General features: G+C 60.3%; 19 protein-coding genes and 3 pseudogenes. 5 read left to right on the top strand and 17 right to left on the bottom strand.

Annotated features, from left to right (window positions below):
- Positions 1-14: 14 nt before the first annotated feature.
- The 4 genes from RW095_RS01550 to imuA all read right to left on the bottom strand — a co-directional run bounded on the left by RW095_RS01550 (position 15) and on the right by imuA (position 3,181).
- Entirely contained in the window at positions 15-488 is a 474-nt protein-coding gene (locus RW095_RS01550) for a hypothetical protein (protein WP_317016041.1), read from the bottom strand.
- A gap of 318 nt (positions 489-806) precedes the next feature.
- On the bottom strand, positions 807-1,340 hold the full coding sequence (locus RW095_RS01545; RefSeq protein ID WP_317016039.1) for a hypothetical protein: 534 nt from the start codon (positions 1,338-1,340) through the stop codon (positions 807-809).
- Positions 1,341-1,420: 80 nt separating this feature from the next.
- Entirely contained in the window at positions 1,421-2,383 is a 963-nt protein-coding gene (locus tag RW095_RS01540) for an SOS response-associated peptidase family protein (RefSeq protein WP_317016038.1), read from the bottom strand.
- Between the two features lie 90 nt (positions 2,384-2,473).
- Positions 2,474-3,181 (bottom strand): translesion DNA synthesis-associated protein ImuA, encoded by a 708-nt coding sequence (gene imuA, locus RW095_RS01535; protein ID WP_317016036.1) that lies wholly within the window; start codon positions 3,179-3,181, stop codon positions 2,474-2,476.
- A 171-nt stretch (positions 3,182-3,352) separates the two neighbouring features.
- On the opposite strand from imuA, the gene RW095_RS01530 reads away from it, so the two are divergent.
- Positions 3,353-3,901, top strand: coding sequence for a TPM domain-containing protein (locus tag RW095_RS01530; protein WP_317016035.1), 549 nt, complete (start codon positions 3,353-3,355; stop codon positions 3,899-3,901).
- A 744-nt stretch (positions 3,902-4,645) separates the two neighbouring features.
- Positions 4,646-4,864 carry a hypothetical protein gene (locus RW095_RS01525; protein WP_317016033.1) on the top strand — a complete coding sequence of 73 codons (219 nt, stop codon included), beginning with the start codon at positions 4,646-4,648 and terminating at the stop codon, positions 4,862-4,864.
- Between the two features lie 315 nt (positions 4,865-5,179).
- Here the strand turns inward: RW095_RS01525 and RW095_RS01520 are convergent, their stop codons facing one another.
- Together RW095_RS01520 and RW095_RS01515 are read right to left on the bottom strand one after the other, a co-directional pair.
- Positions 5,180-6,529 carry an ATP-binding protein gene (locus tag RW095_RS01520; protein WP_317016032.1) on the bottom strand — a complete coding sequence of 450 codons (1,350 nt, stop codon included), beginning with the start codon at positions 6,527-6,529 and terminating at the stop codon, positions 5,180-5,182.
- Positions 6,493-7,167, bottom strand: a complete 675-nt coding sequence (locus RW095_RS01515) for a response regulator transcription factor (protein WP_317016030.1) — start codon at positions 7,165-7,167, stop codon at positions 6,493-6,495. Before RW095_RS01515 ends, RW095_RS01520 begins: the two co-directional genes overlap by 37 nt.
- A 203-nt stretch (positions 7,168-7,370) precedes the next feature.
- Here RW095_RS01515 and RW095_RS01510 point away from each other — a divergent pair, with 203 nt between their 5' ends.
- Genes RW095_RS01510 through RW095_RS01500 form a run of 3 tightly spaced genes read left to right on the top strand, consistent with a single transcriptional unit; the run spans position 7,371 to position 12,734 of the window.
- Positions 7,371-8,636, top strand: a complete 1,266-nt coding sequence (locus RW095_RS01510; protein ID WP_317016029.1) for a TolC family protein — start codon at positions 7,371-7,373, stop codon at positions 8,634-8,636.
- A gap of 7 nt (positions 8,637-8,643) precedes the next feature.
- Entirely contained in the window at positions 8,644-9,681 is a 1,038-nt protein-coding gene (locus RW095_RS01505) for an efflux RND transporter periplasmic adaptor subunit (protein WP_317016027.1), read from the top strand.
- A gap of 17 nt (positions 9,682-9,698) precedes the next feature.
- Positions 9,699-12,734 carry an efflux RND transporter permease subunit gene (locus RW095_RS01500; RefSeq protein ID WP_317016690.1) on the top strand — a complete coding sequence of 1,012 codons (3,036 nt, stop codon included), beginning with the start codon at positions 9,699-9,701 and terminating at the stop codon, positions 12,732-12,734.
- A 267-nt stretch (positions 12,735-13,001) separates the two neighbouring features.
- Here RW095_RS01500 and RW095_RS41120 read toward each other — a convergent pair.
- The 11 genes and pseudogenes from RW095_RS41120 to copC all read right to left on the bottom strand — a co-directional run bounded on the left by RW095_RS41120 (position 13,002) and on the right by copC (position 25,719).
- A pseudogene (locus RW095_RS41120) lies at positions 13,002-13,528 on the bottom strand (protein-disulfide reductase DsbD domain-containing protein).
- A gap of 191 nt (positions 13,529-13,719) precedes the next feature.
- Complete coding sequence (locus tag RW095_RS01480; protein WP_317016026.1) at positions 13,720-14,067, bottom strand: copper-binding protein; 348 nt, start codon at positions 14,065-14,067, stop codon at positions 13,720-13,722.
- Complete coding sequence (locus tag RW095_RS01475; RefSeq protein ID WP_317016024.1) at positions 14,064-17,270, bottom strand: efflux RND transporter permease subunit; 3,207 nt, start codon at positions 17,268-17,270, stop codon at positions 14,064-14,066. Before RW095_RS01475 ends, RW095_RS01480 begins: the two co-directional genes overlap by 4 nt.
- Complete coding sequence (locus RW095_RS01470; protein WP_317016023.1) at positions 17,267-18,802, bottom strand: efflux RND transporter periplasmic adaptor subunit; 1,536 nt, start codon at positions 18,800-18,802, stop codon at positions 17,267-17,269. Before RW095_RS01470 ends, RW095_RS01475 begins: the two co-directional genes overlap by 4 nt.
- An 11-nt stretch (positions 18,803-18,813) precedes the next feature.
- Positions 18,814-20,109, bottom strand: coding sequence for a TolC family protein (locus RW095_RS01465; protein ID WP_317016021.1), 1,296 nt, complete (start codon positions 20,107-20,109; stop codon positions 18,814-18,816).
- A gap of 92 nt (positions 20,110-20,201) precedes the next feature.
- Complete coding sequence (locus RW095_RS01460; protein WP_317016020.1) at positions 20,202-20,564, bottom strand: hypothetical protein; 363 nt, start codon at positions 20,562-20,564, stop codon at positions 20,202-20,204.
- A gap of 248 nt (positions 20,565-20,812) precedes the next feature.
- Positions 20,813-23,299 carry a heavy metal translocating P-type ATPase gene (locus RW095_RS01455; RefSeq protein ID WP_394365025.1) on the bottom strand — a complete coding sequence of 829 codons (2,487 nt, stop codon included), beginning with the start codon at positions 23,297-23,299 and terminating at the stop codon, positions 20,813-20,815.
- Positions 23,300-23,353: 54 nt separating this feature from the next.
- The gene (locus tag RW095_RS01450; protein ID WP_317016018.1) at positions 23,354-23,551 is read right to left on the bottom strand and encodes a heavy-metal-associated domain-containing protein; all 198 of its coding nucleotides are present in this window, start codon (positions 23,549-23,551) and stop codon (positions 23,354-23,356) included.
- Positions 23,552-23,667: 116 nt separating this feature from the next.
- Positions 23,668-24,042, bottom strand: a pseudogene (cueR, locus tag RW095_RS01445) (Cu(I)-responsive transcriptional regulator); the annotation flags it as partial.
- Positions 24,043-24,404: 362 nt separating this feature from the next.
- A pseudogene (locus RW095_RS01440) lies at positions 24,405-25,345 on the bottom strand (copper resistance D family protein).
- Positions 25,345-25,719, bottom strand: coding sequence for a copper homeostasis periplasmic binding protein CopC (copC, locus tag RW095_RS01435; RefSeq protein WP_317016017.1), 375 nt, complete (start codon positions 25,717-25,719; stop codon positions 25,345-25,347). Before copC ends, RW095_RS01440 begins: the two are co-directional and overlap by 1 nt.
- Positions 25,720-25,780 lie beyond the last annotated feature (61 nt).

Below are 25,780 nucleotides of genomic sequence, written 5' to 3'. Positions count from 1 at the left end.
ACGAGGAAAAGCCTTCAGGCCAGCTCTTTAACCTGTCGCGTCGCCCGCTCCGAACCAAGGAGACCCTCGAGCATCCGGGCCTGAGCTTCTGCGATATCGTTGAGGGAAGCAGCGCTGAGTTGCTCACTGAATACAGCAAGAGCGGTGGATAAAGGCAAGTAATCTGCATCGCAGACACGCCACCCAGCGCTTGCGCGCTCTTCGGCATTGATATGCACAAGTGCGGCTTGTGCCGATTCAATCTCGCTCAGCGCGCCTGCCTGATGACCGAGCCGTTCGAGTTCTTCCGCAATCAGAAGGGTTCGACCAAGCGCTAAAAACAGGTTGCGTGAGCCGTGGCCCCGTCGGAAAGCATCGAGTGCAATGTAGCACCGCAGAAGCATCGCCTGCGTCACGGACTCAAGTGAAGCGTGGCTGTAAGTCAGCGCGCGCAGTAAAGGTGACATAGCTGGGCGGCTGTGTTTTCGAGAGCGAATTTTGCGATTCACGTTCAGTTATCTGGTAGCGCGGTAAACGGGCAATATGTTGAATTGGATGGACGAAAAGCAAGATGGCTGCACGACCGTTTTTGCCGAGCCTCTAAGGCTACAGCAACGTCGGCCCATTAGCACGCTGCTGCCCATGACACCGGCTCAAACCGGATGTGCCTTTCAATTCACCCTTATGCTCGGGGTAGCCGCGCAAAACCCCAGCGAACTTCGCGGTGTGGCAGTCCTCGGGTGGGCCAAAATCAGTGGTTGACCGCAACTCCCGCAGATAGATTCGGCTCATTGGTTATACACCGAAACAGGAACCGTCCAGTGACGTCAGGTTGACTGATGCGCGAATGGATTGATGGGCTGGACGTTCTTGCGGTCTCTGACGCGCTCCAGCATTTGGCATCTTCCCCAGTCAGCAACGAGGACGTCGAACCCGCGAACTACATTCGATTCCATAGCTTGGACCCCGGCATCGCCGTTGAAATTGGCACTAAACGCGACGTGGAATCGATACTGGAAGTAGGCAGAGACCGCCTCGATACGCTGCGGAGTATCGGAGTCCGTGAACATCACGGAATCCGGCGAGAACGGGTCGTAATAGATGACATGAGGGTAGTCGGTCTTTATAGCGACGCAAGGCTCATCGCTGACAAGCAGCGAGCCGACCAACTGGATAGACCCCTTCATCCCTCTTGGGGTTTTGAACACCCAGATGCGCTTGGGCAACCGCTCTGAGAGTTCGAGGATTTTCGTGTTGTTGGAGCCGAAATAGCCGACCTCACCGTTCTTGAGGTTTTGCTCCAGCTTCTGCCAATAGTAAAAAATATCCATGTGGTGCCTGCGTACCGAATCCTGATTCATTGCGTTACTCAATCGTCCTCGCAATGTTACTAAAAACCGCTGTCATCAAACCAGAAGAAGGTATGAGCGAGTACGCATCGCTACGCCGCCAACCTGTGCTCGTAATACGGCCTGTCTCGGTCATCAAGTATTGCGTACATGGCCTCCAGGTTCTTCGGGTCGGGATTAAGCCATGCATCTATGTTTTCGGGCTTGATAGGAATGATGCACCGGTCGTGCCCCGCTGCGGCCACCTCTGGAGGAGGTTCATCCGTAATGGCCGCAAACGACAGTAGGTCCGGCTGGCCCGGCGCGCTCCACCGTGACCACAGACAGGCAACGTGCATCAGCTCGCCGTTGCTCGGACGGAACTCGAGGACGACGTTCTCATCGCGCTCGTGCGTCTCAAGTAGTGTATTTTCGAATTTCGCCTTGCTCACATTCTCGTAAAACACTTCAACGAGAAGGACCGCATGGGTATGCCCAAAGCAAGGTGCCCAGAAACCTTCGAGGCTATCCCGGCGCGCGTTGTAAGTGCCGGGAAACTTGATGTCGTAAGACGCGGGCTTTCCAGCAATGCGGCACTGATAGCGCATGGGCTTGACGAATCGTTGCCCGTTCTCCATCACCATCACGGGCGCATAGTTGCCCGGAAAGATGCGCGCGTCGCGCGGTTGTGGCTCGGTTCGCTGCAGGTCCTCTAGCTTGCCCTTCGCCCAGGCAATCTTGTCGGTCGCGATTCGCTGGCTTTCCGTTGCAGCCTTAGTGAGCTTCGTCTGCAACGTGCGTTCGGCGTCGGCTAGACGCTTCCGTTGTTTGAACAGCTCCTGCTCGAATTTGGTAGCCTGCGCCGAAGCGTATCTGGCGATGAGAGCATTGATTTCACGCTCTGCGTCATCCTGCGGTTCAGCAAACGCGTCTTCCATGGCTTTGGGTATCTTGGATTTGCTAATGCCCTCCGCTCGCTCAAAGAACAGACGCGCGAACTCGTGGATGTCCATGATGGCGCCAAACGTGCGCACAAATTTCCTATAGTCTGCGACGACTTGAGCCGAGTAGCACATAACTGCCTCCGTTCTTTGCGAGCATGATAAGCACTTACTGGGCCGCGGCCCTCCAACGCAACGTTCGTGCACGACACTACCGTATTGAGCTCAGGCAAGCACTTCCTTCCGCCGACTTCCAGTCGCAACTTCGGCAGGCGACCCGCGCGAGAGACGCGCATGCCGCGACAGCAAAACGGGCGTAGGTTGAAGGGCAACCGCCAAGGGCTCCGCGCATGAGGGTCCTCGTCGTTTCACAATGTCGACGGTCAGACCATCGGCAGACGGTTTGAGCGCCAGCCGCAATAGTGCTGGCGACGCGTCCTGTGCTGCGGCGAGCGGCCGGACCATCACGAAGAGAGTTTCCGATGACTGCGCAGCAAGGTGCAGGCGTCGAAGCGATGAAGACTGCGCGTACTGGGTCCAGAAAACGAGCGCCCCGCAACTTCCTGCCCGCAGTATCTGTTCTACCGACCAAAGCGCGTCCGCTGTCTTCGGTGCCTTGACTCGAAGCATCCGGTCCAGCGACAGGCCGATGTAGCTGAGTCCAAGCCCGTCGGGTGTATGCGGCGGTTGAACGAACGCGATTGGCCGGCTATCTGTCCCGCTGAGCGCTGGACGCAGCAGCCTAAGTTCACCGACGCCAGGGTGCTGCACCAGCAGGTCCACCAATGCGCCCACCGGCCACCCACCGCCCGGCAGTTCTGCCGACAAGGCCGGGTAGCCAGTCTCGATTACCCGACCTCGCCCATGTGCGAGCTGAGACGCCCGCCACAGGGACGGATGTATCGCTTCAGGGGACGCCGCCGCGGTGGTCATTGCTTAAAATACCTGTATGGATGTACAGTATCCTACAGGTGAGACTGTTAAATGTTAACCGGCGTTTCTTGACTTGGTCAGCGGTCTCGGCGCATACGTCGGTGGGCGATACATCGGCGGAGGGCGCGGCGGCCTCGGTGGCGGTTCCAGTCGAGACACCTTTCCCGGGGGATGCGGCGGCTTTGGCGGCGGCGGTGCCTCAGGCAGGTGGTAATCAGGAACCTGTCCCGAATCATCAGACATTTGTTCATGACTCGCTGGCGGGTAGCGTCCGCGTTTCCAGGACGGTCACTGAACGCAATTGAAAAAGCTGTTCGGGAGAGTCATCAGGCACATATCGGCCAGGTTGAGTTTGCCGTCGAAGGCGCACTGCACAGCGGTGCTCTGCTCAGAGGAGAATCCGCGCGAGAACGAGCGATTGAGGTGTTCTCTGAGCTTCGGGTCTGGGACACCGAGTACAACAACGGCGTCTTCATATATCTGCTGCTCGCCGACCGGGATGTTGAGATTGTGGCGGACCGAGGCATTCATGCGCGAGTCGGTGCAGACGAGTGGGAAGTCATCTGCCGTGAGATGGAGGCCGAGTTCAGACGCGGTCAATACGAGTCCGGCGCTGTGAGAGGGATTCGCAGAGTGACAGCGTTGCTGGAACGACACTTCCCCTCGTTGCAGCCAGAGCGCGACGAGTTGCCGACTTCGCCATCAGTGCTACGAAGCTAAAGGAGCCGGGGATTGTCGAGGACACTGTTGCAACAGTTGGCGCGCACCAACGAAAAGCCCGTGGCCGCTACGAACGGTTGCACATACGTGTGCGTAGGCCTTCGCCCCCCTATGGCGAAAATCGCGGCGTTTGCGTTGCAGAGGAAATCAGCGGGTGGCGAGCAGGAAAATGAACCCGGCGATACGCCGAAGCAAGGCGGCCTCTGCGGCGTTCTTTGCGTGAGACAATGGCCACTCAGTGGCCTCGCCACGTCGGCCCGGAGGAACAACTGGCGCCGTTGACAGTGCGGGAGTGACCGGGACTACTGAGCAGGAAGCGACGGTTTATGCGTCGGCTCGACAAATCGTGCGGTGCATGAGATACCGGCAAGCAGAATAGGCGGCAGCAGGAGAAAACATGTTTCGATTTGTGGGTGCAGGCGCAATCCTGCTGGTGGTCGCGTCAACAGTGTCGGCAGCAGCGCACTATACGGAAACCTGGAACCCGCCGGAGGCACGCGGACAAGCGTATGGGAAAGCCGCGCATGGGCAATGGAAGCCTAGGCAACGGGCGCGGCTCGCTGTGAAATCCCGCCGGCTGCCCCCTATTGCATCCGTGGCGAAGCTTCCTGTGAAATTACATTCGGCACCGCAATCCTCGCGAGCCAAAGCGCCTGATGTATCGGACATCCCGCGACAAATCACACCCGAGGGCAACGTGCTCCGCGTGGACTCTCGTCATGCGCCCGTTCAGGTTACGCGATAGTGGAATCGGAAACCTACCGCGGATACAACGTGTGGGGCCACGCTATCCTTCAGCAGGAAGCCATCCTCGCGCCGGAACGGTTTGCTGCTAGCGGCACTATTACCAGAAACAACAAGCTCGTTGAAGCATCTGGAGTGCTTGGCTTATTCAATGCCGAAGCGGAAGCAGAACAGGCGGGGCTCGCGTGGGCACTGGCCTGGATAGACAGTCACGGATAGTTGATTTTAGCCTGGATTTACTACACGACCTCCTGATGGCTCCTTTTGCAGAAGGCCTTCTGTATTGGACCTGCTTCCCGTTGGGCGACTGCAACTACAGCCCCACGCTCCTGCAAAGGTCTCCCGCCTAAAAAGAGCTCCATCCAATTCATGGCTTTATATGTCAAGAAAGTCTTTGATTGAAGAAGATGTAAAGACATATCTAGCGAACGGCTTTAGCCGGCACGCAATCTAAAATCCAGAACACCGCCGTTGCACGCATCGACGTCCTGACATCGTCATCTGGTCACTGCTGCCCTTGCGGGTGAGACGACTTTAACTGCGCAGTTGTCGCTGTTCAACGACTCGCTGAAAAAATCGCACTCGGAACCCGCCCTCGATGTTCTTGAGCACCAGGCGACCACCTGTTCGCCGGGCGATTTCGGACACAATGGACAGGCCCAGACCACTTCCGGACGCTGAAGAGTGATTCAGCCGGTAGAACGGCTCCAGCACTCGGTCAAGTTCGTTATCCGGTATGCCGGGTCCCGTGTCGGAAACCTCGAATATCAGCTCATCCGCTTTCTGAAAAGCCGAGACGTCAACCTTGCCGCCATCGGGTGTATATCGCACTGCATTGTCGACCAGGTTCCTCAGAACCATCGCGAGGGACGATGCGTCGACCATAACATTGATGTCGTCGACCCGTTCAATCCCGAGGTCGATGTCCTTCGCCCGGGCAAGTCCAATGCTGTCGTTGATGACCTCAGTCACCGCCGTTCTCAGCGACCACGCGGCCGGCTGCTCAAGTGCTGCCTGCTCGGACCTCGCGAGAGCCAGCAGTTGCTCCACCAGCCGGTGAGTACGTCGCAATCCAGACTGGAAAGCCGAGAGTCGCTCGCGAGCATCGGGCGACGTGATGGTTGCCCCCAAGTTGCCCGCTTGCAACGACAGCGCCGCCAGTGGTGACCGCAACTCATGCGCCGCGCTCGCGACAAAGCGGCGCTGATGACTGATGGCATCTTTGAGTCGGCCAATGAGCCTGTTAATCGACCGGATAAACGGAAGTACTTCGGCGGCAATGCCTTCTTCCGGCAACAGCTCGAGCGACGCATCCGTTTGCAGGTCCACGACTATCGCCAGGCGTGAGAGTGGCGCCAGCTTCGTTCTGACAATCACGACGACAACTGCAAACAGAACCGGCATCAAGAGAAGCACGGGCACGAGCGTCCTCATCGCACCGTCCCTCGCAATCTCGTCACGCAAAGCGGAAGGCTCAGCGACCGCGATGCGCTCACCACTTCTCAGCGTACGGATGTTGACGCGCCAGCTCTGTCCGCTGCCGTCCAGGTCGTGAAATCCGTCGGCCATCGCACGAGGAATCGTAAGTCCCGGTGCCAGCGACATGTTTGCCGATGTCTCGCTTAGTCTGTCGATGACGACTTTGACATCTGAGTCCTGGGAACTCTCGACCGAAGACTGCGCTCCCGTGAGCGCCAGCGCATGACTGTCAATCAGGGCAGCAATTTCGTTCAGCTGGCCATCCTGCAAGGCTCGCGCTTCCTGGTAGGCGAACGCAAAGGAAAACCCGCATGCGAGCATGCCCACCACCGCCATCACAACACCAATCCACGCCGAAAGCTGCAGTGTCAGAGAGCGTGACCGTTTTCCTTGTCCACCAGCCATCCCACACCTCGTATGTTACGAATCACCGACGCTCCCAGCTTCTTGCGAATGCCGTGAATCAGCACCTCCACCGCGTTGCCCTCCACCGGATGCTCCCACGCGTAAAGCTTTCGTTCCAGCTGGGCTCGTGAGAGCACCGTCCCGGGGCGCATCAACAGCGCGCTCAAAAGAGCGAACTCGCGACTCGTCAGGCGGCACTCCGTTCCGTCGTAGACGGCAATGTGCGTCGCGGCATCAACCGTGAGTTTTCCGCTCGTCATTCGCGTGTCGCCATGGTCGGCCAGCCGGCGAGTGACTGCCCGAAGGCGCGCAAGCAGTTCACCAATTTCAAACGGCTTCACGAGGTAGTCGTCAGCGCCGGCGTCCAGTCCGGTGATTCTGTCGTCAAGGCCGTCGCGCGCCGTAAGAACAATCACCGGTACTTTGCTGCCCCCGCTGCGCAGCGACCGGAGCACGTCGATGCCATCGCGATGCGGCAGGTTGAGGTCCAGCAGCACGACGTCGTGCTCCCGACCCAGCAGCGCCCCGGCCGCCGCATCGCCATCGCGCACCCAGTCTGCTGCATACGCCGCATCTCTTAATGCCCGGACGATTGCGTCGCCAATCATCTCGTCGTCTTCAACCAGGAGAATTCTCATCGGTCTCAAGGAGTTACAGGTGCCGTGCTACTAAGTCAAAACTAAGTCCTGCCCAATAGCATGCGAAGCGTCTCTTACGCCGGATAGCCATCGTGCCCAGTCGCGCCTACGATACTAGGTCGCAAAGCGGAATTCACGCAACCAGTCATCAACGACAACCGGGGCGATGCGCGCTCGCGCGGGTGCCGTCTGTAGCATCGCTTATGGCACTGCTCGCGACGCTGTGTGGCTGCGCGTCGTACGTCCCCAAGCCCCTTCAGGCGGCACCGGCATGGCCCGATGACATCGCCACCACCACCCCGCTGACCGTCGACCAGGTGGTCGAACGCGCGCTCACGCACAGCCCCGACGTCCGCCGCGCCGAACGTGAACTGGGCATCGCAGAGGCGCGCAAGTACGCGGATGGATTACTCCCGGACCCTCAGCTCAGCTTCAGCACCGACCGGCCTGGCGCAGCCGGATTTGTCCCGGCGTTCATGGTTGGGCTCAGCTATGAAGTGTCCGCGCTCATTGACCACCCTGCAAAGCAGCGAGGTGCGACCGCAGCCCTGGAAAAACAACAGTTCGCGCTGCAGTGGACGAAATGGCAGGTCGCCAACCATGCGTACGCGCTGTACGTCACCAACGTGAGCCTTGCCCGCGTTAAAGCGGAGGTCGCACAACTGACAGTCCATCACCAGGTTGCCGACGACCACATGCGGCGGGCGCTTGCACGGGGCGACGTGACTCGCGATACCGCGGTGCAAACAGAAACCGCGTATCGCGACAGCTTGCAGCGGCTGGACACACTTGAGCAAGACCATCTCAAAGCGCAACAGGAGCTCGACGCAATGCTTGACCTGCAGCCAGGCACGCACCTCACGCTTGCAACGCCTCCCGAAGCCTATGACGTCCCGTCCGACGCGGTGCACGACGCGCTTGCCATTCTCGGCCAGCGTCGTCCAGACCTGCTCGCATTGCGCGCAGGCTATTCAGAGCAGGACGAGCGCTATCGCGCCGCACTACTCGGGCAATTTCCCCGGCTCGATATCGGCCTCACACGAGGGCGCGATACGTCCGCCATCTACACGTCGGGCATCGCCGTCACTGTGACGTTGCCGCTGTTCAACGGCAACCGGGGAAATATCGCGGTCGAAAAGACCACACGCGAGAGCCTGTACGAGGAGTACACGCAACGGCTCAAAGACGCGCATGTCGCCGTCCACAACATCGTTTCAAACCTTGACCTGCTCAGTCACCAGCTCCGCAACGCCAGGTCAATGGAATTGACGCTGGACCAAACGGCGAAGCAGGCGGGTATCGCTCAGGCTCGGGGTGACGTGACGCTTCCGACGCTGATGGACCTCGAATCCCGACTTCTGAACCAGCGCATTGCAACCGCGAAGCTCGAGAACGCTGCGCTTTTGCAGCAGGTCGAGCTGTGCACACTGACTGGCGTTAGCGCCATTGACCACCAACCTCCCCAATAGGTCCGAGATGAAGTCGATTCATCTTTTCGTCATTTACGCTATCGCGTGCGCATGGTACACGGCCGCACCCGGCGCGTTCGCCCAGGACGTCGTAACACTGCCTGCCGTAGAGAAGCGCATCGTGGTGAAAGTCTCCGCGCCGGCGCACGTGCAGGCAGTGTCCAATGCGGTGCTGTCCGCGCCAACGGCCGGCATCGTCACGGGCTTGCGAGTCACGCCAGGTGAAACGGTTCGAGCGGGGCAGACGATTGCGCGTCTGACCGGGCCGTCAGTCATGTCCGAGAAAGCGCGGCTTGCCGCCGACCTCAGAACTGCGCGGATACGCGTGTCGGCCGCGACACAGGCTGCGGCGATTGAACAGCAGAAATTTGATGACCAGCTCAGCACGCGCGATGCTGTCGCCCGTGTTCGCGCCGAGCTGGACGCAGCGCGTCAACAACTGGTGGCCGCGCAGTCGACCGCTCAGGGCTACACGGGCCTCGCCACAATCGCCGTGTCAGAACCCGGTGTGGTGACAACGGTCAGCGCGGCCGACGGCCAGTACGTGAGTGCCGGACAGCCGCTTGTGACGGTCTCGTCGTCACGTGACCTTCATGTCGTGGCGAATTTATACGGTAGCGACGCCGCCCTCGTTGCGGTCGGCATGAAGGGAGCGTTCCTGTCGGAGCGCGGCGATGCGCCCATCTACGTTGTCGTCAAACGTACGTCATGGAGCGTTGCGACGCCAGGGCAACTGGAGGTCTGGCTGAGCCCCGTCGAGGGCAGCAGCCTGGAGCCCGGCTCGGTCGGCACGATATCCCTGTCCGCGCCAGACGAGAAACACCTGGCCGTTCCATCGACGGCGCTAGTACTCGATGGCGGTGAATGGTGGGTACTGGTTCACGACAAGGCGGGAAATCACCGTCGCCATGTTGCGCCTGGACTGGCATATGGCGGCTGGACCTCCATCAGGGGCGGGCTTTCATCTGGCGAGTTGGTGGTGACGCAGGATGCGTATCTGTTCTTTCACCAGGATTTCTCTACGCGATATCAGCAGGCCGATTGACGCCCTTCTACAAAAACATGCTAAACGACCTCGTCAAGCGGCCTTTGCTATGGGTCATGTTGTACGGCGCGTTAATTGCCTACGGCATACATGCGCTCGTCAACATCCATTCGGAAGTCCTGCCGCAATTCAACATGCCGCAGGTTAGCATCGTCGCCCAGTTGCCTGGCGCGACCACGCTCGACCTTGAAGGGTTGATTGCGCGGCCGGTCGAGGCTGAACTCACGTCGCTTCAGTCCTTGAGCGACGTGCGGACCGTCGTGAGCCAGGGGTCGGTCAAGATTGAGGCGCGTTTCTCAGAAGGAACAACGCCCGCAAGCGCACTGCAGGACGTCGACGGCGTGGTGGGCCGCGTCAATGGCACGCTCCCCAAAGGGACGACCCTGACCACCGAAATCTCTGGCAACGCAATCAACGAGGTCGCGGACTACGCAATACAGATTCCGGACAGTGTCGATGCATCACAGGTGCAGCGGCTCGTCGAATCGAACTTCGCACCCCGTGTCCGGGCGGTCGCCGGCGTACAGCGCGTGTCCGTCGCCGGGCCAGGCGCGGATGCAATATGGGTGCGGCCTGAACTCGGGAAGTTGCAACGGTTCAACGTTTCCGCGTCGGCGCTTGCGTCGTCACTGGAAACGACGACTGCGATGGTACCAAGCGGGTATGTCGAAGTCGGCCACCAGGACGTTTTCATCGAAGGGAGAAATCTGCCGACGGAGCCGTCCGCCTATGCCGGGGTGTCCGTACAGACGCCCAACGGGGGCGTGCCACTCGGGGCAATGGCTGACGTCATCCGCTCGGCCCTGCCGTCGCACCACGAGGTCAAACTCGACAACCGGCCCACCATCGCGCTGATTGTGTTCAAGCAACCGGGTGCCTCGACCGTTCCGGTGGTCGACGCGGTGGACAGGACGCTACGCGAGCTCGAACCCCAGCTACCACGCGGCGCCCGCTTTGTGCGCATCTACAGCCAGGGGCACATCGTCGGTGTGGTCGCGCAGGACTTGAGCCGCAACCTCGCCATTGGCGCAGCGCTGGCCGTCGCCGTCCTGTTCTGGATGCTCGGCGCGAGTCGCGGAATATGGGCGCTCGCCTTGAGCATTCCGCTCTCGCTCCTCCTGGGTATTGCAGGACTGTATCTGATGGGGCAGACACTGAATCTGCTGACGTTCGGTGCGCTTTCGGTGGCGGTTGGCTTGCTGGCAGACGATGCCATCATTGTCCTTGAGAGCATTTACCACCGCTGGGAGCGAGGCGATGGCCGGTGGCAAGGTGTTGTACACGGCCTGCGAGACATCGCGGGTCCCGATATCTCCGGCACGCTGACGACCGTTTCGGTGTTTCTGCCGCTCGCGTTCGTGGGAGGCCTCGCTGGACTTTTCTTTGTGCCATTCTCGCTGGCGATGACCGTGAGCCTTATCGCCTCACTCGTCATCTCGCTGAGTCTGATTCCGCTGGTACTGGGCGCCATCGGACCGCACGTAGAAAAGCGAGCGACATCAGGCTCACGAGCGGTAGCCTGGCTCAAGCGTCATAACTTCCGGTTGCTGGATTTCACCCTGCGCCGTCCACGGTTGTCCCTGTGGACGTGCGTCGTCATCTTTGTGCTCTCCGTGGCGGGGCTCGCACTCGTTCCTGTCGACTTCCTGCCGCTGCCTAACGAGGAAGTGCTGCTTGAAAGCTTCACACTGCCTCCCGGCACCTCGTTGCACGACACGCAGGATGTGGCCGACCGTATAAGTCAGCGACTGATGGGGCTGGACCCGGTCGCACACGTTTTCACACGCGTGGGTTCGGCATCCGGGACGTCCTACACCGAGCCCGCTTACGCAGGGGAGATTCAAATCGCGCTGAAGCCGAACGTGAATGCAAGCAGTCTCGACAAAATCGGTCAGGAGGTTCTCGCCGCATCGAAGCTCCCAGCCGTACAGACAGCGATTGGAACGCCGACCCTGGAACGGGTGGGTGAGACACTTTCCGGATTGCCCCAGCCGTTCGTGATTGATGTGTACGGCGATTCCATCACAACCCTGCAGTCGCTCTCGTCTGAAGTGACAAGCCGGCTCGCGGGAGTACCCAACCTGTCCGATGTCTTCAACAACGACGGTTTCCCCATCACCGAACTGCAACTCACGCCTGACCCGGCCGGTCTTGCCCTCCACGGCATCACACCGGCGCAACTCTTCTCACAACTGCACATCCTGCTGGCAGGACAGATAGTCGCAACGGTTCCGGAGGGTAACAGCCACCTGGACGTGTTCGTTCGACTGGCGGACCCCACGCAGTTCTCCATTGAGCAACTGAAGCAAATCCCAATCATGGCCAATGGCTGGACCGCTTTGCGGGACGTGGCCGACGTCCGCATGACGACGGGGCCGAATGTTATCCGGCATCTGAACGGTCTTCGTGCGATTGAGATACTGGCCACACCGACCGCGCCCCTCGGGCAGGTCATCTCCGCCTCGAAAAAAGCCCTGGAAACGCTTCACATGCCGGCAGGGTACGATGTGAAGTTCGGTGGTTTGTATCCGCAACTGGAGCATGCGGCAATCAATGTCGCCATTGCAGCGGCAATCGCGCTGGCACTGATGCTTGGCATCCTGACGCTGCAATTCGACGGTCTGCTGGTGCCGGGACTACTACTATTGCAAATGCCGTTGGCATTCTCCGGCGGTGCAATCGCGCTGGTCGTGAGTGGCATCGGACTTAACGCCATCGGGTTGATTGCGTTTCTCACGCTGATAGGAGTGAGCCTCAACCACGGCATCGTGCTGCTGCAACTGGTGAGACGCAATGAAGCGCAGGGACAGTCCGTACTCGATGCAGTACGAGACGCAGTCGAGGTGCGCTTTCGGCCAATTCTCCTGACGGTGCTGACCGCGTCATTAGGTCTGCTTCCAACCGCGCTCGGCTTCGGCAAAGGCGCCGCTCCCGAGCAAGGCTTGGCCATCGTTACGCTGGGCGGACTGGTCTGGAGTGGGCTGCTGAGCACGAACCTGCTGCCGGCGCTCTATGTGTACCGGCGCGAGCGGCAACTCAGAAAATCATCCTAGGTCCGTTCTGACGATGTTCCTGGTGACTAGCCCCGGTGCAAGCGCCAAGACGTTCGGCCGTTCGGCTTTTCAATTTCATGAGCGGGCTGGCGATGCTTGTCGCGAGCGTCGTGGCCGGTGAGCTCTGGGACCAGTTCGGAGCGAGTGCGACGTTTTATGCCGAGGCGAGATTCTGTATCGCAACGCTGTTCGCGCTGGCGACCCGGACAATGACACGCGACGGCGGGACACGACTTGGCGGCTACGCTACGAGCCAGCAGTGAAGAATCAGTCGTCATCTTCGTGACGATGGTGCTCCCATCCACGGTGCCGGCCGTGGTCATGCCATCGGCGCTCGTCGCCGTAGTCGCCTTCATAGCGGTATCCGTAGCCATAGACCGGAGCCGGCGCGTAGACCACTCGGGGCGGCGCCTCGTACACGACAGCTATACGGTAGCTTCGGGTTAGCGGTGGGTAGCAGACTCCCAGGTCCGCACACCCCTGCGACGTGACGGAGAGCACGGCGCTCGCTGCGATGGCATGGGGCAAGGGAATGCGAATCTGCACAGGCCGGTGATAGACCCGGACCATGCCGAATGTCGGGTCGTTTTTCGTTCTGCGGGCGGCATCTGGTCCGCCTTAACGGGGACACCATCCACCGCGAAGCTGAAGCGGTCCTGGTACAGGTAGTAGCCAGGCTTCGTGCCGAAGTCGAGCGTTACCTGTTGTGGACCGCTGACGCTAACCGTCAATGGGAAGGCTTCGTTGACGGGTAGCAGGTCGGATTCGCTCACCGCGTAAGCGGTCAGAGACATGAAAACGAATAGCAAGCCAAGAGCGATGCGCAACGCGCGCTTCGCTGCGTCTGTCTGACGGCAAATTCGCTGCCGTAAGTCGGATGATGTCATTCGCATTGCAGTGCCTCTACTCACAAGATGTGAGCGCAGACGTGCGACTGCAGCCCGCCGTCACGCGGCGAGCCTGCGAGTGCTGTGTCAGCGCCCCATCATGACTGCTTTTCCAGTTTCACGATGGTGAGGGTGCCGTTAACGTTTTCGACGCGGACCTTGACCTTGTCGCCCTCGTGAACCTGCTTGACCATCGCGGCGTCCTTCGCCTTGAACGCCATCGTCATCGGCGGCATCCCGACGTTTTCCAACGCGCCGTGCTTCAGCGTGACCATGCCGGTCTCAGCATCCGCTTTTTTTACCTCTGCATCGGTGAACGCGGTGTTCGATGACATCTTCGAAGCCGACGGCTTGGGCATGTTCATGCCGGCCATGTCATCACCAGCGAACGCGGGCGCAGCAACGATGGCTGCAAGAGCAACAGATGCAACAATCAACTTCTTCATTGAACTTCTCCAGTTTGAGTAGATGGCTCTTTCATGCCCGAAGGTACTGCGTGGGGGAGCCCTGCACCTGCCTTCTTGCGCGCACGGCGGCGCTGCAACAGGAACCAGGCTGCGGGGATAACGAACATCGAAAGGATTGGCGCAGTGACCATGCCGCCCACCATCGGTGCGGCGATGCGCTGCATGACTTCCGAACCTGCGCCGTGTCCGACCATGATGGGGATGAGACCAGCCAGCACGACAGCAACCGTCATCGCTTTCGGCCGCACGCGCAACACAGCGCCTTCACGAATCGCATCGAACAGAAGCGCCTCGGTTAGCGGTTCACCATCCTCCAGCCGGCGATTGAGCGCACCCTTCAGGTAGAGCAGCATCACGACACCGAACTCGGCCGCGACACCCGCGAGTGCGATAAACCCGACTGCAGTTGCGACAGATACCGCGTGCCCCAGTATCCAGATGAGCCAGAAGCCGCCGACCAGGGCAAACGGCACCGTCGACATCAGCAGCAGTGCATCGGCCGCAGAGTTGAAGGTCAGGAAGAGCAGCACGAAGATAACAACGAGCGTCACGGGAATGACCGTGCGCAGCTTCGCCTCTGCACGCTCGAGATATTCGAACTGGCCGGACCATGCAATCGAATATCCCGGCGGAAGCGTCACGTTCTCCGCAACAGCGTGCTGCATTGCCTCGACCGCCGACTGCAGGTCCGTATTGCGGATATCGACATAGACGTAGCCGGAGAGCCGCGCATTCTCGCTGCGAATCATTGGTGGACCATCGGCAATCGTGATGTGCGCAACATCGCCGAGCTGGATTTGCGCGCCACGGTCCGTGACGACCGGCAACTGTCGCAGCTTCTCGAGCGAATCGCGGATTTCGCGCGGATAGCGAATGTTGATGGGAAACCGCTCGCGGCCAGCAATCACTTCGCCCACGTTTTCCCCGCCGACGGCCGAAGCAATGACAGAGTGGATGTCGCCGACGGAAAGCCCGTAACGTGCAGCCGCCCGGCGGTCGATGTCGATGTCTATGTACCGGCCGCCGTTCAGGCGCTCGGCCAGTGCAGACGTGACGCGCGGCACATTCTTGACCGCTGTTTCGACCTGCGCCGCAATTCTGTCGATTTGCGAGAGGTCGCTGCCCGAAATCTTGACCCCGACAGGCGTCTTGATGCCGGTAGACAGCATGTCCAGTCGATTACGGATGGGTGGCACCCACACGTTCGACAGCCCCGGCACCTTGACGGTCCGGTCCAGTTCGTCGACCAGCTTCTCGGGCGTCATGCCCGGTCGCCACTGGCTGCGTGGCTTGAACTGGATTGTGGTCTCGAACATTTCGAGCGGTGCCGGGTCTGTCGCGGTGTCGGCCCGGCCAGATTTGCCGAAGACAGTCTGTACCTCCGGAACCGTCTTGATGAGCCGGTCGGTCTGCTGCAGCAGTTCACTTGCTTTCTCGGCCGAAATTCCCGGAAGCGCTGTCGGCATATACAGCAGGTCGCCTTCATCGAGCGGTGGCATGAATTCGCCGCCGAGCTGGGACAGCGGAATCACCGACGCGGCGAGTGCTACCACCGCCAGCCCAATGGCAACCCACGGCCGCCGCAGCGTCGCTTCCAGCAACGGTCGATACAGTCGAATCAGCACGCGATTGATGGGGTTCGAGTTTTCATGAGGAATACGACCTCGAATCAGATAGCCCATCAGCACGGGCACCAGCGTCACCGACAACCCGGCAGCAGCGGCAATGGTGTAGGTCTTGGTGAAGGCCAACGGAGAGAACAGCTTCCCCTCCTGCCCCTCGAGCGAGAACACCGGGATAAACGACAGCGTGATGATGAGAAGCGAGAAGAACAGCGCCGGTCCCACCTCCGCAGCAGATGTCGCGATGAGTTCCCAGCGCTGTGCCGTCGTGATTTGTTCGCCCGGATGCTCATGGTCGTACGCTTCAAGATGTTTGTGAGCGTTCTCAATCATCACGATGGCCGCGTCAATCATCGCGCCGATGGCAATCGCGATGCCGCCCAAGGACATCAGGTTCGCGTTCACACCTTGATAGCGCATGACAATGAAGGCGGCCAGCACGCCTAGCGGCAGTGACAGAATCGCCACGAACGCGCTGCGCAGATGGAACAGGAACACCGCGCAGACGAGCCCAACGATGATGAACTCCTCGATGAGCTTGTCCTTGAGGTTGTCCACGGCGCGCTCGATGAGCTGCGAGCGGTCGTAGGTTGTCACGACTTCCACGCCAGCCGGCAGTGAACGCTTCAGGTCCGCCAGTTTCGCTTTTACTGCGTCAATGGTCGTCAGCGCATTCTTGCCGGAGCGCATGACGATGACACCGCCCGCGACCTCGCCCTGGCCGTTCAGCTCAGCGATGCCGCGCCGCATCTCGGGTCCGATTTGAATCCGGGCTACATCACCGAGCAGAACCGGCGTACCGGCATCGTTCGTGCGTAATACGACGTTGCGGAAATCGTCGAGCGTATGCAGGTAGCCGGACGAACGGACCATGTACTCCGACTCGGCCATCTCGACGACCGACCCGCCAGATTCCTGATTCGCCTTGCCAAGCGCATCGGCCACCGCCGCCTGCGTGATGCCATACGCACGAAGCTTGTCCGGGTCGAGGACAACCTGATACTGGCGCACCATGCCGCCGATGCTCGCGACTTCAGACACGTCAGGCACGGACTTCAGTTCGAACTTCAGGAACCAGTCATTAAGCGCGCGCAACTGCCCGAGGTCGTGCTGCCCGGTTTGGTCGACGAGTGCATATTCGTACACCCAACCCACGCCAGTTGCATCCGGTCCAAGCGAAACGGTCGCCCCCTGTGGCAGTCGGCTTTGTACCTGATTCAAGTATTCGAGCACGCGCGAGCGTGCCCAATACTGGTCGGTCTTGTCGTCGAACAGCACGTAGACGAACGCATCCCCGAACGATGAATACGCGCGAATGGTTTTCGCACCGGGCACACCCAGCAGCGTCGTCGTCAGCGGATAGGTCACCTGGTCCTCGACGACCTGCGGTGCTTTGCCCGGGTATGACGCTTTGATGATGACCTGCGTATCGGACAGGTCAGGCAGCGCATCGAGCGGCGTTTGCGTGACCGAATAGACGCCCCACGCCGTAATGAGCACGGTCGCGAGCAGCACCAAGAAGCGGTTGTGGATAGACCACCTGATAAGACGCGCAATCATTTGGCGCCTCCGACTGGCTCGACCTTGGTCAACTGGTATCCATCACCCGACTGCGTGAAAACAAAATGCACGGTCTGGCCAGGCTTCACGTCCGGAAACGCCGTCGGCGACGGTTTGCCGAACGACATGGTCATTGCGCCCCAGCCCAGCGCTGGAACGGGTTGATGTGAAAACGTGATGTCCCCGGCCGTTACCTGTTCGACCTTACCTGTGGTGTCGTAGGTCTGCGGTGCTGCTGCGCCAGGTGCTGGAGGCGACGCGCTCGCGCCGGTCGGTGCGGTCGGTGCGGTTGCTTCGAGCTTCGGCAGAACAGATTTCAGACTCGCTTCCGAGTCAATCAGGAACTGGCCGGATGCGACGACCTGCTGGCCCTCGGTCAGGCCGTTGGCCACTTCGGTGTCGTCGCCGGCATCGTTGCCAACGGTGACCGAGACAGGTTGTAACCTGCCGTCTGGGTTCTTGACGATGACCACCGACCGCTTACCCGTCGTGATGACGGCTTCCGACGGAACCAGCAACCGCGATACCTTTTTTGCCGCGCCGACGCGCGCTCGCATCAACATCCCCGGCGTCAACCTGAAGTCCGCGTTACCGATTTCGAGGCGAGCCTGAAGCGTACGGCTACTCGCGCTGATGCCCGGCAGGATTTCACGGATGTGTCCCGTGAAATGTTGCGCCGGGTCGCCGGCAAACACCGCGTCCACGCTCATGCCTGGTCGAACCTGGAGGGCCAGCGCTTCGGGCACCTCAACCACAAGCCACAGCCTGTCGAGCCCGGAGACTTTCGCAAGTGTCTGACCGGGCGACACCATCGCGCCGTCGCGAACGTTCAGTTCGGTCAGCACGCCGGTTTCCGGTGCGGATAGCGTGACGTGTGTCTGCGCCTTGCCGGTGCGGTCGAGACTTGCAATCACGCCGTCGGGAATGGACATCGCCCGCATACGCGCACGTGACGCCGCAAGCGTGCCGTCGTCCATGCCGCCACGTTTCAGTGCCAGATACTCTTCCTGCGGCGCGAGCCAATCTGGAACGAACAGGGACGCAATCGGAGCGCCTTTCGTTACGCGCTGCATTGGGGCGCTGGCGTAAAGATGGTCAATGTAGCCGGTCACTCGCGACTGGACGACATCGGCTTTCGACTCATCGAACTGCGTAGTACCTACCGCGTCGAATCCTTCCGTTGTCTCCTGCCGGCGTACGGTTGCGTATCGAATCCCCAGGTTCTGCTGTAACCCCGGGTCAATCTTGATGCCGTTCGAGCCACCTTCATCGGCGTAGACCGGCTCCAATTGCATGTTCATGAAAGGCGACTTGCCCGGCTTGTCGAAATGCTGGTTCGGCACCATCGGGTCGTGCCAGTACAGCACCTTCCGGCCAGTCTTGGGGTCGATTCTGTCGCTGGAAGGTGTTGCCGCTACAGCGCTCTCGCCGCCCATCGTTGAACGACGCGTACCGGCGACATAGCCGGCACCCAGCAATGCCGCTGCGGCAAGCACCATAAGAGCCGCGCGCGCCAGTTGTTTCTTCTGCATGTTGTTCTCCTTCACTGACTCACGGACATCGAGGCGGGCACGACCTGGTATTCCAGTTGGGCCCAGGTTTGCGACACATCGCGCTGCAGGTCGAGCACCTGAAGTTCGGCGTCGAGCTGCGCACGCCTGGCAGCAAAGGTATCGGCCAGCGAGCCAGTGCCTGCCCTGTATGCGGCGGCCGCCAGTTGCACGCGCTGGCCCGCAGCCGGCAGCAGGGAGTGGGTGAGATTGGTAATGCGCTCGCGACCGCTCGCGAGCGTGGCTGACTGCGTACGGATATCCGCTTCGACCTGACGCTGCGCGTCCTCGTACATCAGTCGCGCCTTGGTGCCCAGTTCAGCTTTTTCCGCCGCGTCCCGGTCCTGATAGTTCTTGCGATGGATGGGCAGCGGGATGCTGACGCCAACCGACACCATGTTCGAGAATCCGCCTCCGCGCTGCTGGTAGGCGACCTCCCATGTCCAGTTGGGACTGCGGTTACTGTTCGCAACGGCCGTATCGGCGTCGGCGACGGTAATGTCGCGGGATGCTGCGACGAGCACCGGCTGCACCTGACTCAGTTCCTCGGGCGGCAGTGACGATACATAGGACTGTGGCGCCGGCGGCTCGCCTGTCACATCAGAAACGGGCGTTGCCGTCCAGCGGGACAGACCTATAAGCGCGGTCTGCAACGTCTGCCGGGCCTTGAGCAACTGGTCCTGGGTCTGGGCGAGCATCGCCTGGGCCTGCGTAACATCGGCGGCAGTCGCTTTCGCTCCGCGATAAGACGCTTTCGTCGCATCCAGCTCGTGGGTCATGTGGTCAACGAGTTCCTGCTGCAGCGAAACGGCCCTCTTTGCATAAACCGCGTTCAACCACGCTGTGGCCGTTTGCTGGCGGGTGTTCACGAGCTGGCCGAGGTAGCTGGCCCGCTCACGGTCCACTACATCGTTCGCCAATGCGGACCTGAGCCGCCGCTTGTCACCCGAAACCCATTCCTGCTCGATGCCGATACGGCGCATCGTCATAAAATCCTGGCCAATGGTGTATTTCTGCTGCCCGGTCACAGGCAGATTGTCGACGCCGGCTTTTAGCGTAGGGTCGGGCAACTGCCCTGCGCGGACGGAGGCTTCTGAACTGGCGCGCACTGAAGCCTGCGCAGCCCCCATGGCGGCGGAGCGGTCGGTAGCGGATTGGAGCGCCGCATCAAGCGCGACGGGTGCTTCCTGCGCGTGTGCGACGACGCTCGCAAGGATCAGCGCGGCAAAAAGCGAACGCGCGCGCAGTGGTGCACGCCGGCATGACGGCGTGCCAATAGTTAAAGGCATGTTCTAACCCCTACGGCGGACTCCCACAGGGAATCCACGTCCTGGACGCAGGACGACCTCACCGCAGATGCGGTGAACCTGTCAGAAAGGGATTAGATGGCGCGAGGAGGTCGCCAGAGTCCGGCCGGTTCGCGGACGGTGAGCGACAGTGCGTAGTGGAATACGACGGGGCTGGACAGCCCGGCGGGACGGGTTACTTCCGTAGTGGAAACCGGGTGGTACAGACTGCCAAGCTGGCATTGCGCCGTTGCCTTGCAGAAGAAGCCCTTGGCTTTTTCCGGTTGGGAGGATTTCATCGTTTCGCAGCCAGGCATGTCCGAAGACATTGCACCACTATCGTCGGAGCCCATGCTCATCTGCATCGGACATTCTCCAGTGAGGCCGCTGGCCGCCAGCCCACTGATGGGAAGCGCGGCGCAAAGCAACAGGAGGAGCAATGTCCGAAGAAATTTCATGGCTGTGATTATAGCGGAGCCGTTTTATCCATGTACCCGCGAATGTGTAGCTAGTGTCGCTCAGCGCGCAGCGCCGGCACCGACTGACGATTATGGTGGCGGGGCGCAGAACCTGCCGCCGGCAATTGAGCCGCCAGCGAAAGGACTCTACGGAAATGCACGCACGTGGTACAGACTCGTTCGCGGAACCAGTCTGTACCGCGCACTTCGGGCGCCCGGCCATGCATACATCCGCCGAAGGCCGCCGCTCAGTGAGGTGTGGCTAAGGCACCGCGTGCTTTTTCTTCCTGAACGGCTCCAATGTCAACAGTGCCTGACGCCGACCTGCCTGCCTTCGGTTTCCACGTGCGCAACAACAATGCGTTGCTGACAACACTCACGCTGCTGAAGGCCATCGCGGCTCCCGCCACGACGGGACTGAGCACGCCAAAAGCCGCCAGGGGCACGCCGACGACGTTATAGACGAACGCCCAAAAGAGGTTTTGCCGAATCTTCCGATACGTCTTGCGTGAGATGTCAATCGCGTCGGCCACCAACGACGGGTCGCCACGCATCAGCGTCACGCCTGCAGCATGCATGGCGACATCCGTGCCTGTTGACATGGCAATGCCAACGTCAGCCGCTGCCAGCGCGAGCGCATCGTTTATCCCGTCACCGACCATACCGACAACCGCGCCAGCCTTACGCAACGCGGCGACGGTGTTCGCTTTGTCCTCGGGCAGCAATTCGGCATGCACTTCGTCGATGCCCAGTTCCTTTGTCACGCGCTGCGCGCTACCCCAGTTATCACCGGTAAGCAGGACCGTGCGCACGCCCATCTCCGAGAGCGCTCCGATAGCACGACGCGCGGTGTCCTTTATGGCGTCGCCGAAGGCCATCAAGGCGAGCACGCGCGAATCGGGTTTTGTTTCAATCAACCATGACACGGTCAAACCCGAGGCCTGCGCTTCTTCGGCTGCTTGCTGCAGTCCTCTCGGCACCTCGACAGCGCGCCCGCCCAACCACCGGTCACTGCCAATGACGAGTTGCCGCTCGTCCACGGTAGCTTCAATGCCGTGACCGGGCAGCGCTGTGACGTCTGCGACGCTGCTCGGTGCAAGTCCTTCGCTTTGTGCTTCCGCGACGACCGCACGGGCAAGTGGGTGTTCGCTCGCCTGCTGAACCGACGCAGCAAGCCGCAGCGCCTCGTTTCGTGACACATGTGCCGGCTCGAATATGACGAGACTGGGTTTGCCTTCGGTCAACGTGCCAGTTTTATCGAACGCAACCACATTCATCCTATGGGCCAGTTCCAGGGCTTCGGCATCCTTGATGAGTATGCCGTGCTGGGCCGCCACGCCGGTGCCTGCCATAATCGCGGTAGGGGTCGCAAGACCGAGCGAGCAGGGACAGGCAATGACAAGTACCGCGACCGCGTTCAGCACTGCGATTTCGGCACTTCCACTCACAGCGAGCCAGCCGAAGAAGGTCAGCAATGCAATGCCCAATATAGCCGGCACGAATACCGCACTTACCTTGTCCACCAAACGCTGAATCGGCGCCTTCTCGGCCTGTGCGGACTCGACCAGCCGAATAATGCGCGACAACATCGTGTCAGCGCCGACGGCCGTTGTCCGCACAGCAAGGTAGCCATGCGCCACGATTGAGCCGGTGACGACCGCGTCGCCTGCGCCCTTGGACACCGGCAAGCTCTCACCCGTGATGAGCGACTCGTCAATATCGCTTTGGCCTTCCAGAATCACGCCGTCGACCGGAATTCGCTCGCCAGGACGAACCACCACGCTGTCGTCTAATCTGACCTGGGACAGTGGAATGTCCTTTTCTTCGCCGTTTGCGCGCACGCGCGCCGTTTCAGGCCGCAGAGCATTCAGCGCCCGTATGGCCTCGGCCGTCTTACGTTTCGCACGCACTTCCAGCCATTTGCCGAAACGCACCAGCGTAATGACGATGGCGGCCGACTCGAAATAGAGGTGCCCCATTTCGCCAGGATGAGCCATCAGTTCATACACGCTCAGCCCGTACGCAGCGGAAGTCCCGAGCGCAACCAGCAAATCCATGTTGCCGGCTCTCGCCAGAACCGCCTTGTATGCAGCCTTGTAGAACCGCCCACCGAACGCAAACTGCACGATTGTCGCGAGCACGAGTTGAACGGACGGTGGCAGCATCACGTGCAGACTTAACCACTGGGCGGCCATCGGCACGGCCAGCGGCAGCGTGAGCAGCGCGCAGACTGAAACTGCCAGCATCTCGCTGTCTCGCCGGGGCAACGGCGCATGCTTCGCTTCGTCGGTGTGCAATGATGCCTCATAGCCCGCTTTCGAGACGGCGGCGACGAGCGCGTCCTCTCTAACTCCAAAGCCGCGCACCGTTGCGGTCTCTGTTGCGAGGTTCACGACGGCATCAGCCACGCCGGCTACCCGGAGCAGCGCCTTTTCGACGCGCGACACGCAGGATGCGCATGTCATGCCGCCCACGTTAAGCGAGGTCGACGACTGTGGCACTTCGTAGCCTGCGCGTTTTACTGCCTCAACAAGCGCATCCGGCACGACGGATGAGTCCGTCGTTACGTTCGCACGCTCGGTGGCGATATTCACGGTCGCCCGTTCGACGCCCGGCACTTTTGAAATCGCTTTTTCAACCCGGCTAACGCAAGACGCGCAAGTCATTCCTTCCACTGGGAAAGTCCATTCTTTGGTCGGCTTTCTACCGCCGGCCTGCGGCACTGTCGCTTCCATTTTCATCACCTCATGGATTACCACAACCGAGCCAAGGGAGGCTCGGGGCGCAAGTCAATCTTTCGAAATCGGGCTGTAACCCGCCTCGGAGATGGCATGCAGAAACTCATCGGGCGACGTCTCAGACACAACCTTCACCCGTTTTTGGTCAAGGTATACGTGGACCATCGCCGATTGGTCCACGTCTTTTATCACTTTCGTGATGAGGCCCGCGCAGTGACCACACGTCATGTCTTTCACTTCAAATTCCATTTTTTCTCTCCGTTCAGGCTGAATGAATTCAGCATTGGCCCTCCCCCTATTGGAAGGTCAAGCGCGCGGTCGCAGTCCACCGTCTCATGACTGCGCTGGGTCAATGACGTTGCAGTCAGGTCATTCAGGATTGGGCATTCAGGTTGAGAATCGCCTCTGCAGTGCTTCGCCAGGTTCTCGAGGGTCTCTTTCATTTCAACGAGTTCGCGGATACGCAGCTCCAGCTCTCCGATATGCCCCATGGCCAGGCGTTTGACCTCGCTACTCGGCCGGCCGTCCTGCCACAGCCCGAGCAAAAGGGTGATTTGGTTCATCGAAAAGCCGAGTCGGCGCGCTCGCTTAATGAAACGAAGTACTTGCACATCGTTGGGCGAATACACGCGGTAGTTGGACTGCGTGCGCTTCGCCGGTCGAATCAGTCCTGTTTCCTCATAGTGGCGAATCATCTTGGCCGACACGCCGGACGCCTTCGCCGCTTCACCAATGTTCATATTGAGCCCCTTTAGAGCACGGTCCGTACACCGCACATTTTTCACTTTGGACCTTCCTATGATGGGAAGGTCAAGCGCGTGCGCCACCGCTGCAGGCGGCGGCTAGTGCAATCGGTTCCTGATGGGTTCATGCATCACACGCGGGCCGCCGTAGCTCGCGCCGCTGGCGGCGAATGCTGCCTTGACGTGAATCTGTTGCTTCGTTGTCAAGGCTCGGAGCCATAAAAAAAGGACCCGAACATGCGGTCGGGTCCTGTAAAAGATGGCCTTTGCCTGGGGAGTCAATCGAGGCTGGCTGAGCCCTCAATTGACCCTGCGGCGGTGACCATCGTGGACGTGAGAAACAAACGCTGCCGAAGTGGCTACCAGGTGTCCGGCAGCGGGCTGGAGACTAGCACGGCAGCAGCGACCAGCACGCCCGCCAAGACCAGCGACTCGACATGCAGGACAGCGGCGAAGCGTTTGAGGTGGCGTACCGGCGATGTCGATGACGCATTTGTCAAAGACGCCAATAGGCTGGGCATCTGAAAGAAGCGATTGTGCCCGCCGAGCGCGGTGCAACGAGCACCAGCGCAAGTTTCAGAAGCAAAATCTGTCCATAAATCGAACCGACCAGGTTGCCCGCCGAATTGACGCCGCGCCACCCGTTGTACGCACCGGTAGCAAACAGCAAAATCAGCGCGAACGTGGCAGCGTCCGAGAGCGACTGAACGAACGCACCACTGTTCACATGCTCAGTTCCCTCCGCTTCGAACAAACGCGGCATCACAACGTAAGTTGCAACCAGCACAAGGCCCACCCACGTGCTGATGGCGAGCAGGTGTATCCAGTCCGCCCATACAGGCAGGCTGAAAAGGCCAGCATCGACCGGATGACCCCCATTGCTTCGAGCGAGGGCGACACCAGCCACGGCCAACCAGATGGCTAGCGGAAATCGAATCGACTTGCCCGTCTGCATGAACGAAAGGATGACCACGCACAGCATCAGTCCCTCGCCAACCGACCAGGCATGACCAAAACCGGTCTCCACCAGCATCGAGCGGATTGCAGGCCCCGCCTCCAGCAGCGTGGAGTCGCTCATCAACGCGCAATGAATCCAGAATGCAAACGCGCTGGACATCAGTACGCCGACCGACGCAATACGTAGAGCGCGAACCAGTCGCCGGCTCACGCCTGTCTGCCACGGTGAGGGTCGGCGCGCGAGCCACCGGTCACTGAGCAGCACGCCGACCACAACTGCAAAGCCGAGGTTCTGTAGAGCGACGAACGCGAGCCGCAGGATACCGAGGAGACCGTCGTTCATCACTTCACCTGGAAGCCGTATGTGCCCTTCGTCTTATGGGAATCATGTGTCATGACGGCCCACTGCACGAAGTAGGAACCCGACGACAGCTTCGGGACAGCAATGGTCAACACGCGCGGATTCGCGGCATCGACCTTAACCTTTTCCTTGCTCACGGCCGCGCCGCTTGCGTCGGTTACTTTCACGGTGCTGAACGCGGTCTCCAGTTCCTCGTTGAAAGTCAGCCGAAGCGTCTCCGGTGCCGTATCGACCGTGCTGCCAGCGGGCGGCACGGCACTTTCCAGCCTGCCGTGGGCAAAGGCTGCGACGGGTACCAATGTAATGGCGGCGGCCGAAGCCAGACTCGTGAATTGCTTGCGGGTAAATGTTTTCATGTTCTTGCCCATCCTGGGATAGTCAAAGTGGGGGTTGCCGGCGTTTGAGGGCAACACCCCA

The sequence above is a fragment of the Paraburkholderia kirstenboschensis genome (assembly GCF_032806925.1).
In the GTDB taxonomy this organism is placed as follows: Bacteria; Pseudomonadota; Gammaproteobacteria; order Burkholderiales; family Burkholderiaceae; genus Paraburkholderia; species Paraburkholderia kirstenboschensis.
The sequence above is the reverse complement of the archived record's forward strand: the minus strand, read 5'-3'. Positions and strand labels throughout refer to the sequence as shown.

What these genes read in the sequence shown, in the direction of transcription:
- RW095_RS01540 (WP_317016038.1), bottom strand. Translation starts at nt 2,383, where the DNA reads ATGTGCTACTCGGCTCAAGTCGTCGCAGACTATAGGAAATTTGTGCGC.
- RW095_RS01515 (WP_317016030.1), bottom strand. Translation starts at nt 7,167, where the DNA reads ATGAGAATTCTCCTGGTTGAAGACGACGAGATGATTGGCGACGCAATC.
- RW095_RS01520 (WP_317016032.1), bottom strand. Translation starts at nt 6,529, where the DNA reads ATGGCTGGTGGACAAGGAAAACGGTCACGCTCTCTGACACTGCAGCTT.
- RW095_RS01470 (WP_317016023.1), bottom strand. Translation starts at nt 18,802, where the DNA reads ATGCAGAAGAAACAACTGGCGCGCGCGGCTCTTATGGTGCTTGCCGCA.
- RW095_RS01480 (WP_317016026.1), bottom strand. Translation starts at nt 14,067, where the DNA reads ATGAAGAAGTTGATTGTTGCATCTGTTGCTCTTGCAGCCATCGTTGCT.
- RW095_RS01500 (WP_317016690.1), top strand. Translation starts at nt 9,699, where the DNA reads ATGCTAAACGACCTCGTCAAGCGGCCTTTGCTATGGGTCATGTTGTAC.
- RW095_RS01510 (WP_317016029.1), top strand. Translation starts at nt 7,371, where the DNA reads ATGGCACTGCTCGCGACGCTGTGTGGCTGCGCGTCGTACGTCCCCAAG.
- RW095_RS01505 (WP_317016027.1), top strand. Translation starts at nt 8,644, where the DNA reads ATGAAGTCGATTCATCTTTTCGTCATTTACGCTATCGCGTGCGCATGG.
- RW095_RS01475 (WP_317016024.1), bottom strand. Translation starts at nt 17,270, where the DNA reads ATGATTGCGCGTCTTATCAGGTGGTCTATCCACAACCGCTTCTTGGTG.
- RW095_RS01545 (WP_317016039.1), bottom strand. Translation starts at nt 1,340, where the DNA reads ATGAATCAGGATTCGGTACGCAGGCACCACATGGATATTTTTTACTAT.
- RW095_RS01450 (WP_317016018.1), bottom strand. Translation starts at nt 23,551, where the DNA reads ATGGAATTTGAAGTGAAAGACATGACGTGTGGTCACTGCGCGGGCCTC.
- imuA (WP_317016036.1), bottom strand. Translation starts at nt 3,181, where the DNA reads ATGACCACCGCGGCGGCGTCCCCTGAAGCGATACATCCGTCCCTGTGG.
- RW095_RS01460 (WP_317016020.1), bottom strand. Translation starts at nt 20,564, where the DNA reads ATGAAATTTCTTCGGACATTGCTCCTCCTGTTGCTTTGCGCCGCGCTT.
- copC (WP_317016017.1), bottom strand. Translation starts at nt 25,719, where the DNA reads ATGAAAACATTTACCCGCAAGCAATTCACGAGTCTGGCTTCGGCCGCC.
- RW095_RS01455 (WP_394365025.1), bottom strand. Translation starts at nt 23,299, where the DNA reads ATGGAAGCGACAGTGCCGCAGGCCGGCGGTAGAAAGCCGACCAAAGAA.
- RW095_RS01465 (WP_317016021.1), bottom strand. Translation starts at nt 20,109, where the DNA reads ATGCCTTTAACTATTGGCACGCCGTCATGCCGGCGTGCACCACTGCGC.
- RW095_RS01530 (WP_317016035.1), top strand. Translation starts at nt 3,353, where the DNA reads ATGCGGCGGCTTTGGCGGCGGCGGTGCCTCAGGCAGGTGGTAATCAGG.